This is a genomic window from Pseudomonas bohemica (genome assembly GCF_002934685.1).
Classification (GTDB): Bacteria; Pseudomonadota; Gammaproteobacteria; order Pseudomonadales; family Pseudomonadaceae; genus Aquipseudomonas; species Aquipseudomonas bohemica.
Map to the genome: position 1 here is coordinate 26,230 of NZ_NKHL01000092.1, position 15,150 is coordinate 41,379.

Annotated in this window: 12 protein-coding genes; 5 read left to right on the top strand and 7 right to left on the bottom strand. The window is 61.4% G+C overall.

Features of this window, described 5'->3' with window-relative positions:
* Positions 1 to 3: 3 nt before the first annotated feature.
* Positions 4 to 1,101, bottom strand: coding sequence for a glycolate oxidase subunit GlcE (glcE, locus tag CE491_RS07045; protein ID WP_110947631.1), 1,098 nt, complete (start codon positions 1,099 to 1,101; stop codon positions 4 to 6).
* A complete protein-coding gene (gene glcD / locus CE491_RS07050) occupies positions 1,101 to 2,600 on the bottom strand; it encodes a glycolate oxidase subunit GlcD (protein ID WP_110947632.1) in 1,500 nt (499 codons plus the stop codon). The genes glcE and glcD overlap by 1 nt, the downstream gene beginning before the upstream one ends.
* A 351-nt stretch (positions 2,601 to 2,951) precedes the next feature.
* Between glcD and glcC the strand changes: the two genes are divergently transcribed.
* From glcC to hppD, 3 genes are all read left to right on the top strand, one after another.
* On the top strand, positions 2,952 to 3,725 hold the full coding sequence (glcC, locus tag CE491_RS07055; protein WP_110947661.1) for a transcriptional regulator GlcC: 774 nt from the start codon (positions 2,952 to 2,954) through the stop codon (positions 3,723 to 3,725).
* An 81-nt stretch (positions 3,726 to 3,806) separates the two neighbouring features.
* A complete protein-coding gene (maiA, locus tag CE491_RS07060; protein WP_110947633.1) occupies positions 3,807 to 4,439 on the top strand; it encodes a maleylacetoacetate isomerase in 633 nt (210 codons plus the stop codon).
* Between the two features lie 141 nt (positions 4,440 to 4,580).
* Positions 4,581 to 5,657: a 4-hydroxyphenylpyruvate dioxygenase gene (gene hppD, locus CE491_RS07065; protein ID WP_110947634.1), complete on the top strand. Its 1,077-nt coding sequence runs from the start codon at positions 4,581 to 4,583 to the stop codon at positions 5,655 to 5,657.
* Positions 5,658 to 6,361: 704 nt separating this feature from the next.
* Here hppD and CE491_RS07070 read toward each other — a convergent pair.
* The gene (locus tag CE491_RS07070) at positions 6,362 to 7,150 is read right to left on the bottom strand and encodes an IclR family transcriptional regulator (RefSeq protein ID WP_110947635.1); all 789 of its coding nucleotides are present in this window, start codon (positions 7,148 to 7,150) and stop codon (positions 6,362 to 6,364) included.
* 110 nt (positions 7,151 to 7,260) lie between these two features.
* On the opposite strand from CE491_RS07070, the gene hmgA reads away from it, so the two are divergent.
* Together hmgA and fahA are read left to right on the top strand one after the other, a co-directional pair.
* Entirely contained in the window at positions 7,261 to 8,577 is a 1,317-nt protein-coding gene (gene hmgA / locus CE491_RS07075) for a homogentisate 1,2-dioxygenase (RefSeq protein ID WP_110947636.1), read from the top strand.
* Positions 8,574 to 9,872, top strand: coding sequence for a fumarylacetoacetase (gene fahA / locus CE491_RS07080; RefSeq protein WP_110947637.1), 1,299 nt, complete (start codon positions 8,574 to 8,576; stop codon positions 9,870 to 9,872). Before hmgA ends, fahA begins: the two co-directional genes overlap by 4 nt.
* Before the next feature lie 121 nt (positions 9,873 to 9,993).
* Here fahA and CE491_RS07085 read toward each other — a convergent pair whose 3' ends face one another.
* The 4 genes from CE491_RS07085 to CE491_RS07100 form a co-directional block, all read right to left on the bottom strand.
* Positions 9,994 to 11,451 carry an N-acyl-D-amino-acid deacylase family protein gene (locus CE491_RS07085; RefSeq protein WP_110947638.1) on the bottom strand — a complete coding sequence of 486 codons (1,458 nt, stop codon included), beginning with the start codon at positions 11,449 to 11,451 and terminating at the stop codon, positions 9,994 to 9,996.
* Positions 11,452 to 11,454: 3 nt separating this feature from the next.
* A complete protein-coding gene (locus tag CE491_RS07090; RefSeq protein WP_110947639.1) occupies positions 11,455 to 12,315 on the bottom strand; it encodes a MurR/RpiR family transcriptional regulator in 861 nt (286 codons plus the stop codon).
* Positions 12,316 to 13,665 (bottom strand): GntT/GntP/DsdX family permease, encoded by a 1,350-nt coding sequence (locus CE491_RS07095; RefSeq protein WP_110947640.1) that lies wholly within the window; start codon positions 13,663 to 13,665, stop codon positions 12,316 to 12,318. It abuts the gene before it with no gap.
* Positions 13,666 to 14,147: 482 nt separating this feature from the next.
* Entirely contained in the window at positions 14,148 to 15,128 is a 981-nt protein-coding gene (locus CE491_RS07100) for a GlxA family transcriptional regulator (protein ID WP_199885019.1), read from the bottom strand.
* Between the last annotated feature and the right edge of the window lie 22 nt (positions 15,129 to 15,150).

Genomic DNA, 15,150 nt, shown 5'->3' on the forward strand with positions numbered 1-15,150 from the left:
GATTCAAATCTCTGCGTACATTCGGCCCGGATTGAAAACTCCGTGCGGATCGAGTTGCGCCTTGAGCTGGCGGTGATAGCGCAACAGCGGCGTGGCCAGGGGCTGGAACGGGGTGTCGTCGAGGCCGTGGCTGTAACAGGTAGCGTGACCGCCGACCGCGCTGACGATGGCGCGAATCTCGTTGCCGCAGGCGGAGGTTTTCAGCCAGCGTTGGGCGCCGCCCCAATCGATCAGTTGATCCCCCGGCAGGTCCAGCACTGCGGTGTTGGTCGGCAGCGACAAGCGCCACAGTGGCCGGCCATCAGTGAAAAAATCCAGCTGATGTTCGTTCAGCGCGCGCCAGTAAACCGGATCGATGGACTCTCCACCCAGGCGATCGTGGGCCGCCGCCACTGATCCTTCACCGCCTTCAAAGCGCAGGCGCAGCACCCGACCGTCGTGGCTGGCGGCGCTGATCGGCAACGGCTGCTGACCCCATTGCGCGAGGCGGGCGAGGGCACGAGCACTGTCCATTTCCAGGGCGATGCTGGTGCACAGCCGAGGCTTGGGCAAAACCTTCAACGACACTTCGGTAATCACGCCCAGGCAGCCAAAACTGCCGGCCATCAGGCGCGACAGGTCGTAGCCGGCGACATTTTTCATCACCTCGCCGCCGAATTTCAGATGCTTGCCCAGGCCTGTGATGACTCGGGTGCCGAGCACGAAATCGCGCACCGAGCCAGACCATGGCCGACGTGGTCCGGACAACCCGGCAGCGATCATCCCGCCAACCGTGGCATCGCCGACGCCGCCGTCGCTGAAGGTCGGCGGTTCGCACGGTAGCATCTGCCCGGCGCGTGCCAGCGCCGCGTTCAGTTCACTGAGCGGCGTACCGGCGCGAGCGGTGATCACCAGTTCGGTCGGATCATAGGTGACGATGCCGCGATGGATACGCGTATCGAGAACTTCACCGGCCACTTCGCGACCGAGAAATGCCTTGCTGTTGGCGCCCTGAATCCGCAGTGGCAAACCGTCCTGAATGGCCTGGTTGACCTGCTCGAGCAGCACGTCGCTGGCGTCGCGATCCTGAGCACTGGTATGCAATTGACGTTCGGCAGCCATCAGAAACGCTCCAGTTCAGGGAAGGGCAGTTTGCCCATGTGCACGTGCATCGCGCCGAATTCCGCGCAGCGGTGCAGGGTCGGAATATTCTTGCCGGGGTTGAGCATGCCGCTGGGGTCGAACGCCGCTTTCACCGCGTGGAACAGTGTCAGTTCGTCGCTGTTGAACTGCGCGCACATCTGATTGATCTTCTCGCGGCCCACACCGTGTTCGCCGGTGATGCTGCCTCCGACCTTCACGCACAGTTCGAGAATCTTGCCACCCAGGGCTTCGGCCCGGTCGAGTTCGCCCGGCTGATTGGCATCGAACAGGATCAACGGGTGCATGTTGCCGTCACCGGCATGGAATACGTTGGCGACCCGCAGACCATATTCCTCGGACAGCGCGCAAATGCCCTTCAATACACCGGGCAATTCCCGACGCGGGATGGTGCCGTCCATGCAGTAGTAATCCGGCGACAGCCGACCGACCGCAGGGAAGGCATTCTTGCGCCCGGCCCAGAAGCGCACACGTTCGGCTTCGTCTCTGGCCTGACGCACTTCGGTGGCGCCGGCCTTTTCCAGCACCGCGCGAACCCGGTCGCAGTCCTGATGAACGTCGGCTTCGACGCCGTCCAGCTCGCACAGTAGAATCGCCTCTGCATCCACCGGGTAACCGGCATGAATGAAGTCCTCGGCGGCGCGAATTGCCAGGTTGTCCATCATCTCCAGCCCACCGGGAATGATGCCTTCGGCAATGATGTCGCCCACAGCGCGACCGGCTTTTTCCACCGAATCGAATGCAGCCAGCAGCACCCGTGCCACTTGCGGTTTGGGCAGCAGTTTCACCGTGACTTCGGTGATGACGCCGAGCATGCCTTCGGAGCCGGTGAACAGCGCCAACAGGTCGAAACCGGGTGTATCCAAAGCATCGGAACCCAATACCATGCGCTCGCCCTCGACAGTAAGGATGTCGACCTTGAGCAGGTTGTGCACGGTCAGGCCGTATTTGAGGCAATGCACGCCGCCGGCGTTCTCCGCGACGTTGCCGCCGATGGAGCAGGCGATCTGCGAGGAAGGGTCGGGGGCGTAATATAGGTCATAAGGCGCGGCAGCCTGGGAGATCGCCAGATTGCGCACACCGGGTTGTACGCGAGCGAAGCGCCCGGCTGGGTCGATGTGCAGGATCCTGTTGAAGCGCGCCATCACCAGCAGCACGCCTTTTTCCAGCGGCAGGGCGCCGCCGGACAATCCAGTGCCAGCGCCACGTGCCACCACCGGCACGCCGCGCTCGTGGCAGACCTTGAGCAGCGTCTGCACTTGCTCGACCCGCTCCGGCAGCACCACCAGCATCGGCGTGGTGCGATACGCGGAGAGGCCGTCGCATTCGTAAGGGCGCAGTTCTTCCTCGCGGTGGAGGATGTCCAGATCAGGCAGTCGCGCTTGCAGGGCGTGCAGTAACTGGGCCTTGTCGATGGCAGGCAACGGGCCATCGACGCGTTCGTCGTACAGAATATTCATGATGGGTTCGCAATCCCTCTCTTGTTCTTATAAAGGGCATTTTTATATGAGGCCCGTCCCGGATCGGAACGTTCTACGGCTGACTTGCATCATTGGCCGTGCGGCCTTTACTGTCCATGTCTGAAAGCACTGGTCGAACCAGTTTTTTTTGACATTTGCACAATCGTTTTCGAGAAAGTTTTTATTAATCAAAGGATTGGTAGCAAAGATTCTTCTTATCGGTCGCCGATTTGTACCTGGTCATACCAGTTCTGTCGTCATTCTGGACGAGCGTCGCACAGCTGAGGAACCGGCTTGCTGGTTTCTGCAGGCGGCGGTGCTGTCGACTACCTGCCCTCGGAGCCCAATTGCATGGAATACCCCGCAAACAAACGCCCGCAACAAGTGGCCGACGTAGTCAGCGAACGCATCGAGCGTCTTATCGTCGATGGCGTGCTCAAGGTCGGGCAGTTGCTGCCCTCCGAACGGCGTCTGACCGAAAAACTCGGTGTATCGCGCACGGCGCTGCGTGAGGGCCTCAAGCTGTTGCGCGCCCGGGGCATCATCGAAACCCGGCACGGCCAAGGCTCATTCGTCGCGCAGATGGGTGGGTTGGGGATAACCGGTGCGTCGCCACTCATGCACCTGTTCGCTTCACAACCGCGCACCCTGTATGACCTGTTCGAAGTCCGCAGCCTGCTGGAAGGGGAGTCCGCACGGCTGGCGGCGCTGCGTGGCACCGACGCCGATTTCGTATTGATTACCCGCGCTTACGATGCCCTGGTCGCTGCCCACGATCATGAGCTGGCGGCTTCCGAGCATGCGCGCCTGGACCATGCCTTCCATCTGGCGATCAGCGAGGCCTCGCACAATCCAGTGCTGGTGCAGACGCTGCGCTCGTTGACCGACCTGCTGCTCAATACTGTGTTCGCCTCGGTCAACAACCTCTACCACCGCGAAGCGCAAAAACGTCAGATCGATCGGCATCATGCCCGGCTCTATAACGCCGTCACCGGACGCCTTCCAGAACAGGCACGCAAGGCCGCCGTGGCCCATATCCAGAGCATCTGCGAAAACCTGCGGGAAATCGAGAACGAAGAGCAACGGTTGGTCCGCGCGACCTTGCGGCTGGAGGGTTGGGCCTGACCTTGACAGTCGCACGCCAATCCCGCAATTTACGCATTGCGTAAGTCGTTTACGACAATAACAACAATGACAGGCCATACCGTGGATCTCTATACCTATTACCGCTCGACCTCCAGCTACCGGGTGCGTATCGCCCTGGCGCTGAAGGGCCTTGAAGTCAACGCGATTGCGGTCAACCTGGTTCGTGACGGCGGCGAGCATCGCAAGCCCGACTATCTGGCCATCAATCCCCAGGGACGGGTTCCGGCGTTGAGAGTCGACGGGGGCGAGGTGATCATTCAATCGATGGCGATCATCGAGTACCTGGAGGAGCATTCACCCACGCCCGCATTGCTGCCTGCCGATCTGCTCCAGCGTGCCCGGCATCGTGAAGTGGCGGCGCTGATCGGCTGCGATATTCACCCGCTGCACAACGTCGCCGTGCTCAACCGCCTGCGCGGTCTGGGCCAGGACGAGGGCGATGTAACGGCATGGATCGGCCACTGGATCACCCAAGGTTTCGCCGCGGTTGAAGTGCTGATCGGCGACGAAGGTTTCTGCTTCGGCGCAGTCGGGATGGCCGATGTCTATCTGCTGCCACAACTGTATGCAGCGCGTCGTTTCAATGTCGATCTGAGTGCTTTCCCGCGCATCTGTCGGGTCGAGGCGCTGGCGTTGCGGCACCCGGCTTTCCAGAAAGCGCACCCTGATGCGCAAGCCGATAAGCCGGAGTAACCTTTCCCCATGAAAATTCTCGGTCTGCAATTGATCTTCGGCGATTTTCTCGCCCGCAGCGTACGGGGCATTCCCTGCGCGCCACCCGCTGAACAGTGACCTTCGCCGCCGTGCCTTTCACTTTTTAGCAGGAGCAAGACCGTGACTGATCTCTACGAAAATCCCATGGGCCTGATGGGCTTCGAATTCATCGAGTTCGCATCGCCAACGCCCAATACCCTCGAGCCCGTGTTCCAGATGATGGGCTTCACCAAGGTCGCCAATCACCGTTCCAAGAACGTGGCGCTGTATCGCCAGGGCGCGATCAACATCATCCTCAACAATGAGCCTCACAGCGAAGCGTCCTACTTCGCCACCGAGCACGGTCCTTCCGTGTGCGGCATGGCATTCCGGGTCAAGGATTCGCAAAAGGCCTACAAGCGCGCGCTGGAACTGGGCGCACAGCCGATCGAAATCGCCACCGGCCCGATGGAGCTGCGTCTGCCGGCAATCAAGGGAATCGGTGGCGCGCCGCTGTATCTGATCGACCGTTTTGGCGAAGGTACCTCGATCTATGACATTGACTTCGTGTTCATCGAAGGCGTCGAGCGTCACCCTGAAGGCGCGGGCCTGCGGTTCATCGATCACCTGACCCACAACGTCTATCGCGGGCGGATGGCGTACTGGGCGAACTTCTATGAAAAACTGTTCAACTTCCGCGAGATTCGCTACTTCGACATCAAAGGCGAATACACCGGCCTGACGTCCAAGGCGATGACCGCCCCCGACGGCATGATCCGCATCCCGCTGAACGAAGAGTCTTCGAAGGGCGCCGGGCAGATTGAAGAATTCCTGATGCAGTTCAACGGTGAAGGCATCCAGCACGTCGCGTTTTTCACCGAAGACCTGATCGATACCTGGGATCGCCTCAAAGCCCTGGGCATGCGCTTCATGACTGCGCCGCCGGACACCTATTACGAAATGCTCGAAGGCCGCCTGCCCAACCACGGCGAACCGGAACACGAGCTCAAAGCCCGCGGCCTCTTGCTGGACGGCACCTCCGAGGGCGGCAGCAAGCGCCTGCTGCTGCAGATTTTCTCGGAAACCCTGATGGGGCCGGTGTTCTTCGAATTCATTCAACGCAAAGGCGATGATGGTTTCGGCGAAGGCAACTTCAAGGCGCTGTTCGAGTCGATCGAGCGTGACCAACTGCGGCGTGGAGTCCTGACAGCAGATTGAAGTCTTATGGCTGACGCCGTTTGACCTGTGGGAGTTGAGGTCTTACGGCTTTAGGCTGTTTAACCTGTGGGAGTGAGCTTGCTCACGAATGCTGGCTTTCAGGCGCTGAAGATGAGGCGGATGGACCTGCCTCTTCGTGAGCAAGCTCACTCCCACAGTGTTTGCGTCCGACAGGAGGTCCGAGGACGCTCAGACCGGATTGACGCCTTATGGCTGACGCTGTCTGACCTGTGAAGATTGATGTCTTACGGCTGACGCTGTTTGACCTGTGAAGATTGATGTCTTATGGCTGACGCTGTTTGACCTATGGGGATTGAGGTCTTACGGCTTACGCTGTTCAACCTGTGGGAGTGAGCTTGCTCACGAATGCTGGCTTTCAGGCGCTGAAGATGAGGCGGATGTACCTGCCTCTTCGTGAGCAAGCTCACTCCCACAGTGTTTGCGCTCGACAGGAGGTGCGAGGACGCTCAGACCGGATTGATGTCTTATGGCTGACTCTGTTTGACCTGTGAAGATTGATGTCTTACGGCTGACGCTGTTTGACCTATGGGAGTTGAGGTCTTACGGCTTACGCTGTTCAACCTGTGGGAGTGAGCTTGCTCACGAATGCTGGCTTTCAAGCGCTGAAGATGAGGCGGGTGTACCTGCCTCTTCGTGAGCAAGCTCACTCCCACAGGGTTTGCGTCCGACCCAACCCCCGAGGCTCAGGCCGGCATTTCCCCACCCATCCGCGCGCTGATCGCCCCGGCTGTATCCCGCAGCCTCTGCGCAGCCGCAGCCTGGCGCTCGTCGGTGAACACCGATGCCGACCCCACGATCGTCACCACACCCACCAATTTGTTGCCCATGGCGAACACCGGAGACGACACGGCGTTGACCCCGGCCATCAGCAAACCATGAATCTGATGAACGCCGGTGCTGCGGATTTCCTTGATGTGGCGGTCGATCTCTTTCAGCTGTTTGCCGCTGAGGCCCGCAGACTCGGCCTCACGCAATGCCGCTGTCTCGGCACCCGACAAAAACGCATCGAACACCAGTCCTGTGGACGAACTGAGCAGCGGCAACACCGAACCGATTTGCGTGACTAACGTCACCGCGCCCAGTGATTGCTCGACATACACCACGGTCGGCCCCTTGTTGCCCCATACCGCCAGGAAACAGCTTTCATTGATCTCGTCGCGCAGCGTGATCAGCTGCGGCGCGCTGACTTTCAGCACATCCAACTGGCTCAACGCGGCCAGACCAACCTGCAAGGCCGAGCGTCCCAGGCGGTAATGGTTGTTGGCCGGGTTCTGCTCGGCGAAGCCGCTGTCCACCAGGGCTTGCAGATAGCGATGGACCTTGCTGGCAGGCATATCGACGTATTCGGCGAGTTTTGACAGCGAGGTGGACGGCGCGAGTTCGGCCAACGCCTTGAGGATGCCCACGCCGACTTCGGCGGATTGCACCTTCTGCTGGCGCGGGGCGGCGGGATTTGCGGTGTCTTCGGTCATGAGCGGGGAGCGCGCCAATTGGGGAGGCTGCTTTATAGCTTGACCATTGGCTAAACTCAAATTACGTTATGCGTAATACGGTTACGTAAAAACAAGAACAAGAGGTCCCGATGTTCACGACACCTGCATCCGAGGCTTTGCGCTATCAATCAGGCTTCGGCAATCAGTTCAGCAGCGAAGCGGTGCCCGGTGGCTTGCCGGTGGGCCAGAACTCGCCACAGCGTCATTCCCTTGGGTTGTATGCCGAGCAGTTCTCGGGCACGGCCTTCACTGTCCCTCGCGCCGAAGCCCGGCGCACCTGGTTGTATCGGATCAAACCGTCGGCAGCGCACCCGCAGTTCCAGCGGCTGGAGCGGCAGATCACCGGCACTCAGCAAGGGCCGATCAACCCCAACCGCCTGCGCTGGAATGCTTTTGACATCCCCACCGAACCTACAGATTTCATCGATGGCCTGACCGCCCTCGCCAGCACCTCGGCTGCGGATCAGGCCGAGGGGGTCAGCGTTTACGTCTACGCAGCCAACCGCTCCATGGAGCGCGCGTTCTTCAATGCCGATGGCGAATGGCTGATCGTTCCGCAGCTGGGTCGCTTGCGGCTGATCACGGAACTGGGCCTGCTGGACATCGAGCCGCAAGAAATCGCAGTGATCCCGCGCGGGCTGAAATTCAGCGTGCAGCTGCTCGATGGGCAGGCCCGTGGCTACATTTGCGAAAACCACGGTTGCGCGCTGCGTCTGCCAGACCTCGGGCCGATCGGCAGCAACGGGCTGGCCAATCCTCGGGATTTTCAGGCGCCGGTGGCTCACTTTGAAAACAGCGAACAGCCGACTGTGCTGGTGCAGAAATTTCTCGGCGAACTCTGGGCCGCGCGGCTTGAGCACACGCCATTCGACGTGGTTGCGTGGCACGGCAATAACGTTCCCTACAAATACGACCTGCGCCTGTTCAATACCATCGGCACCGTCAGTTACGACCATCCGGACCCGTCGATTTTCACCGTGTTGACTTCACCGAGCGCGATCCACGGTCAGGCTAATGTCGATTTCGTGATCTTCCCGCCGCGTTGGATGGTGGCGGAAAACACCTTCCGTCCGCCGTGGTTCCATCGCAACCTGATGAACGAGTTCATGGGCCTGATCGACGGCGCCTACGATGCCAAGGCCGAGGGCTTCATGCCCGGCGGTGCATCGCTGCACAACTGCATGAGCGCCCACGGTCCAGACAACGCCACGGCCGAAAAAGCCATGGCGGCGGAGCTCGAGCCGCACAAGATCGAGCAGACTATGGCCTTCATGTTCGAGACCGGCAAAGTCCTGCGCCCTGGTCGCCACGCGCTGGAATGCCCACAGTTGCAAAGCGACTACGACGACTGCTGGAACGGCATCTCCAGAACCTTCAAGCCCCTCGATACGGACAGTCAACGATGAGCACTTCCAAACACCCGCGCAGTTGGGTGATTTCCGCCAACGATCACCCGGATTTCCCGCTGCAGAACCTGCCATTTGGCGTATTCACCCGCCCAGGCTTCAGCAGGCGTGGTGGCGTGGCGGTCGGTAATTACATCTTCGATTTGCAGGTGGCAGTTGAGGCGGACCTGTTCGACGGCGCCGCACGCGTGGCTGCCGAGTCGGCCAGCCGTGGTCAGCTCAATGATTTCTTTGCCTTGGGCGCCTCGCCACGTCGGGCGTTGCGCAGCCAATTGTTGAGTCTGCTGGACGAAAACAGCCCGCAGCGCGAGCGCCTGCAAGCGCTGGGCGAAACGCTGCTGGTGCCGATGAGCGACTGCCAGATGCACTTGCCCGCGCAAGTGGGCGACTACACCGACTTCTACGTTGGCATTCACCACGCGATGAACGTCGGCAAGCTGTTTCGCCCGGACAACCCCTTGCTGCCGAACTACAAATATGTGCCGATCGCCTACCACGGTCGGGCATCGACGCTGTGCGTGTCGGGCACTCCGGTCAAGCGTCCCAATGGTCAGACCCTGGCCCCCGGCGCCGAGGTTCCTGCGTTCGGGCCGAGCAAGCGCCTGGATTATGAGCTGGAAGTCGGTGTGTGGATGGGCCAGGGCAACGAGGCCGGGGAGCCGATCAACATCGTCGATGCGGGCGAGCATATTGCCGGTTTCTGCCTGCTCAACGACTGGTCGGCCCGCGATCTGCAGGCCTGGGAATATCAGCCGTTGGGGCCGTTTCTTTCAAAGAGTTTCGCCACCAGCATTTCACCCTGGGTAGTGACCGCCGAAGCACTGGCACCCTTCCGTAGTGCGCAACCGGAGCGGCCCGTTGGGGATCCCAAGCCACTGGATTATCTGTTCGACGAACAGGATCAGAGCCGGGGTGCGCTGGATATCGAGCTTGAAGTGTTGCTGCTGACCGTGCAGATGAGAGAACAGGGCCTCGCGCCGCAGCGTCTGGCCCTGAGCAATGCGCTGAACATGTACTGGACCGTTGCGCAGATGGTCACCCATCACAGCGTCAACGGCTGCAAGTTGCAGGCGGGCGACCTGTTCGGCACCGGCACGTTATCCGGCCCGCAGCCGGGTCAGTTCGGCAGCCTGCTGGAGATGACCGAGGGCGGTAAGCATGCGGTCGAGTTGCCCACAGGAGAAACGCGCAAGTTTCTCGAAGCGGGAGATGAGGTGATCCTCAAGGCGCGCTGCCGCCGGGAGGGCGAGGTGAGTATCGGGTTTGGGGAATGTCGTGGGCGGGTGGTCGGGTAGCCGTTAGCGCTGATCAGCTCGTAGGAGCGCGCTTGCCCGCGATTGCGATTCGTCTGTGACGACCCTGTCGACTGACAGTCTGCAATCGCAGGCAAGCGCGCTCCTACAAGGTCTTGCGTCGTTAGATGAATCCCTTCACCAACGACCCGCTTCGGGGCAAAAAGCGCCCCTGCCGCTCACCTTGCGGCTTTCCTTCGGCATAACTCAAATGCCCGTTCACCCACACCCCGTCGATGCCCTCGGCGGCGCGCTTGGGGTCCCTGAAGTCAGCGACGTCGCGCACGGTTGCGGCGTCGAACAGCACCAGATCCGCCCAATACCCCTCACGAATGAATCCACGCTCATGCAGGCCAAAGCGCGTGGCAGTAAGGCCGGTCATTTTGTGGATGGCCGTGTGCAGCGGGAACAGCCCGAGATCGCGACTGAAATGCCCCAATACCCTGGGGAACGCGCCCCATAGACGCGGATGCGGAAACGGATCCTCGGGCAGACCGTCCGAGCCGATCATCGACAGCGGGTGCTTCATGATGCGCTGCACATCGTTTTCGTCCATGCCGTAATACACCGCGCCAGCCGGTTGCAGCCTGCGCGCGGCGTCCGGCAGCGACAGGCCCCAGTTGGCGGCAATCTCTTTCAGATCGCGTCCACCCTGGTCCGGATGGGGCGTCGACCAGGTGATGGTGATGCGAAAGGCGTCAGTGACCTGTTTCAAATCCAGCGTCGAAGAGCTGGCAGCATAGGGGTAACAATCACAGCCCACCGGATGAGTCAGCGCGGCTTTTTCCAGCGCCGCCAGCAGCTGTGGACTACGCCCCCAGTTGCCTGCGCCCGCGCATTTCAAATGGGAAATCACCACCGGTGATCGCGCATGTCGGCCGATATCGAAGGCTTCGTCCATCGCTTCCAATACCGGCTCGAATTCGCTGCGCAGGTGCGTGGTGTACACCGCGCCAAACGTCGTCAATTCCTCAGCCAGTTGCTTGACCTCTTCGGTTTCCGCCGAATAGGCCGAAGCATAGGCCAGCCCCGTCGACAGCCCCAGCGCGCCATCCCGCAGGCTCTCGCGTAACTGCTCGCGCATGGCGCTGATTTCTGCAGGTGTCGCGGTCCGGAACAGGTCGTCCAGATGATTGCTGCGCAGTGCCGTGTGGCCGATCAAGGCCGCGACGTTGACGGCTGGGCGTGCCTGATCCACGGCCTTGCGATAGTCGCTGAAACGCGGGTAAGCGAAGGCCTTGGCCGGCCCCAGCAGGTTCATCGGATCCGGCGGATCGCCCGCCAGCGTCACCGGCGAGGCGCTGATGCCGCAATTGCCGACGATTACGGTGGTCACGCCCTGGGTGATCTTCGGCAGCATCTCGGGTTGGCGAATCACCACCGTGTCATCGTGGGTATGGACGTCGATGAAGCCCGGCGCCAGCACCCGGCCCGCGGCGTTGATTTCTTCGCTCGCCGAAGCATCGCTCAGATCGCCGATGCGCTGGATGCGCCCGTCGCCAATCGCCACGTCGGCGCGATAGCCGGGGCTGTCGCTGCCGTCGATCACCAGCGCATCGCGAATGATCAGTTCGTAAAGCATGGTTCAGTCTCCAAGCGGCAGGCCGTCTTCGCCGCCGCGGTAGTCATCGAGGGCCAGCTTGATGCGGCGCAGACGTTCCTGATTGTCGTCAGGGGCGATCAGCGCCAGTTCCGTAGCCAGCACGTCGATGGTCAGCAACATGCCGTAGCGCGCCGCCGTGGGTTTGTAGATGAAATTGGTTTCGGCGATCTGCAGCGGCAGCAGCACATCGGCGAGGTCCGCCAACGGAGAGCCAGGCAGGGTGATCGCCAGAATCTTCGCGCCGTAGCTGCGAGCCAGGCCCACGGCGTTCAGCAATTCCGGGGTGCGTCCGCTCAGCGAACAGACGATCAGGCTGTTGTCCGGGCCGAGAGTCGCGGCGATCAAGCGCATCATCACCGGGTCGCGGCAGGCGGCGATGGGGTAGCCCAGGCGCACGAGGCGGGTCTGCAATTCTTCGCTGCACAGGCTGGAACAGCCGCCCATGCCGAAGCTATGCAGCATGCGCGCCGGGGTCAACAGGGCGACGGCTTCCTTGAAGCGAGCGTCGTCGAAGCCCGCCAGATGCTGACGCAGGGTTGATTCGATATCGCCGACGATCCGGGTGAAAAAAGCCGACTGCTCCGGTGCCTGCTCAGGCTTGAGAAAGCGGCTGCCGACGCCGCTGGCCTGGGCCAGCTGCAGGCGCAGGTCACGCAGATCCTTGCAGCTGACGGTGCGGGCAAAGCGCGACAGCGTGGCGCTGCTGACTTCGGCGCGGGCGGCCAGCTCGTCGAGGCTGGCGCTGGCGGTGAAGGCGACATCGCTGAGGATCAGTCTGGCGATGCGGCCTTCGCCTGCGCTGAAGGAGTCCTGGCGAGCGCGGATCTGATAAAGAATGTCCACTCAGAGCACCTGCGCCAGACCGAGGGTGAGGACGAAGGCGATCACGGAGATCAGCGTCTCCAGCACCGTCCAGGTCTTGAAGGTTTGCGCTACAGTCATGTTGAAGTACTCCTTGATGAGCCAGAAGCCGCCGTCGTTGACGTGGGAAAAGATCACCGAGCCCGCGCCAGTCGCCAGCACCAGCAACTCCGGATGCGGATAACCCAACCCCATCGCGACCGGCGCGACAATGCCGGACGCGGTGGTCATGGCCACGGTCGCCGAACCGGTGGCCACCCGCATCAACGCTGCGAACAGCCAACCCATGAGCAGCGGCGAGAGGTGGAAGTCCTGCGCCAAGCTGACGATTTCATTGGTCACACCGCTGTCGACGAGTATCCGGTTCAGACCGCCACCGGCCCCCACCAGCAGCGTGATGCTCGCGGTGGGGGCCAGGCATTCCTGGGTGAATTTGAGGATCGAGTCACGGTTGAAGCCCTGCGCGATGCCCAGGGTCCAGAAGCTTAGCAAGGTCGCCAGCAACAGGGCGATCACCGAGTTGCCGATAAACAGCAGGAAACTGTTGAAGGCGCTGCCCGGCGTGGCAAGCAAGTTGGCCCAGCCGCCCAGGAGCATCAGCAGAACCGGCAGCAGGATGGTGGTCATGGTGATGGCGAATCCTGGCAACTGCTTGCGTGGCTCGCGCTCCAGAAACTGTTTGGCCAGGGGGTTTTCGTCCGGGAGATGAATGCGCGGCGCAATGAACCTGGCGTAGACCGGGCCCGCGATGATCGCCGTGGGAATGCCGATCAGGATCGCATAGAACAGCGTCTGGCCGACCGAGGCCTGATACGCCTGCACGGCGAGCATCGCTGCCGGGTGAGGAGGAACCAGCGCGTGCACCACCGAAAGCCCGGCGACCATCGGCAGCCCGACCATCAGAATCGAAACCCCCACCCGACGCGCCACGGTGAACGCGATCGGCACCAGCAACACGAAGCCGACTTCGAAGAACAGTGGCAAGCCAACAAGGAAGGCGATGCATACCATCGCCCAGTGCGCATTACGCTCGCCAAAGCGGTCGATCAAGGTGCGCGCCACCTGCTCGGCGCCGCCGGACTCGGCCATCATCTTGCCAAGCATGGTGCCCAGGGCAACCACCAGGGCGATATGACCGAGCGTCTTGCCCACCCCGCCTTCATAGGAGGCGACTACCGAGGTCGCGGGCATGCCGGCAACCAGCGCCAGACCGACCGAGACGAGCGTGATGACAACGAACGGGTTGAGACGAAAGCGGGCGATCAGCACGATCAGGGCGATGATCGCGATGGCGGCATAGACCAACAAGGACAGGCCGGTAGAGGGAGGCATGCAACGGTTCCTTGCAGAGAAAGTGGAAAGTCAGGACTTGGCGCGGCGGTCAGTCCCGACGCAGACAAGCAGTGAAAACAGTCTCGGCAGTAGGTGTTGCTAAAGGCACACGGGAAACGGACGGGGTCCATAGAGGACGATCACAGGCAGGCATTATTTTTATCTCTGATTTCGTGATGAAAATAAGCTACACGAAAATCGTAAAAAATATCAATTTATGAAAGTTAATTTCTCTTGGTGCGATGGGTGATCGTGCGCCTTGATCAGGCACAGTCTGTGGGAATGAGCTTGCTCACAAGAGGCCAGTACACCCCAATGAGATGTAGATTCTGACAGGCAGTCCTGGCTGGCGAGACGTGTGGGAGTGAGCTTGCTCACGAAGAGGGCAGCACACCCAATGAGATGCAGGTTCTGAAAGTCAGTTTTCGTGAGCAAGCTCACTCCCACAAGGGGCTGATGTTGCTCTCACGATTTGTCGACCTTCACCCCGCGCTGAACCGCTCCCGATACGCTTGCGGCGTGACAGACACCGCCCGCATGAAGCTGCGGCGCAGAGTTTCTTCGGTACCGAATCCGCACCGATCGGCGATCCGCTTTATCGGCAGCGCGCTGTCCCCCAGCAATCGGCGCGCAGCCTCGACGCGCAGTTGTTCTATCGCCCGCGCCGGGGTGTTGCCGGTGTGGGCGCGGTAGTGGCGCACGAAGCTGCGTTCGCTCATCCCGACTTGGGCCGCGAGGGTGGCGACCGACAAATCGCTGGCCAGGTTGTCGAGAATCCACGCATGCAGATCAGCGAATCGACTGTCCTGGCAGCGCGTGGCGTGTTGCATCGACAGCGCGGTGCTGAACTGTGACTGACCGCCTGGCCGCTTGAGGAACACCACCAGATCTCGCGCCACGGCCAGTGCCACCTTGCGCCCGAGGTCGACTTCCACCATTGCCAATGCCAGGTCGATCCCTGCCGTGACCCCGGCCGACGTCCACAAGGCGTCCTCGTTGATGAAAATAGGCTCGGGATCGACCTGCAAATTCGGGTAGCGCCGGGCCAGTTCATCACAGCTGTCCCAGTGAGTGACCACCCGATGCCCGTCCAGCACGCCAGCCTCGGCCAGCAGAAAGGCGCCGGTACACACCGATGCTACCCGGCGCGCACTCCGCGCCCGATCGCGCACCCAATGCAGTAGATCCTGATCCAGCAGCGCGGTGTGCACGCCGCGGCCGCCTGCGACGATCAACGTGTCTGAAGGCGTTTGCGGCAGCGGATGGGTGTGCAGCCCAAGCCCGGCGGAAGACACCACGCTGCCTTGCTGTTTGGCGATGACGATGGGCGAGTAGGGCGTCGCCAGCCCGTGTTCCGCCGCGTGAACATTGGCCGAGGCGAAGACCTGCAGCGGGCCGGTGACATCGAGCAACTGCACGTCAGGGAAGGCCAGAATGTGTATCGTCTTGGGCACGTGGGTCATGGCGAACTCAGCGATAAAGGTT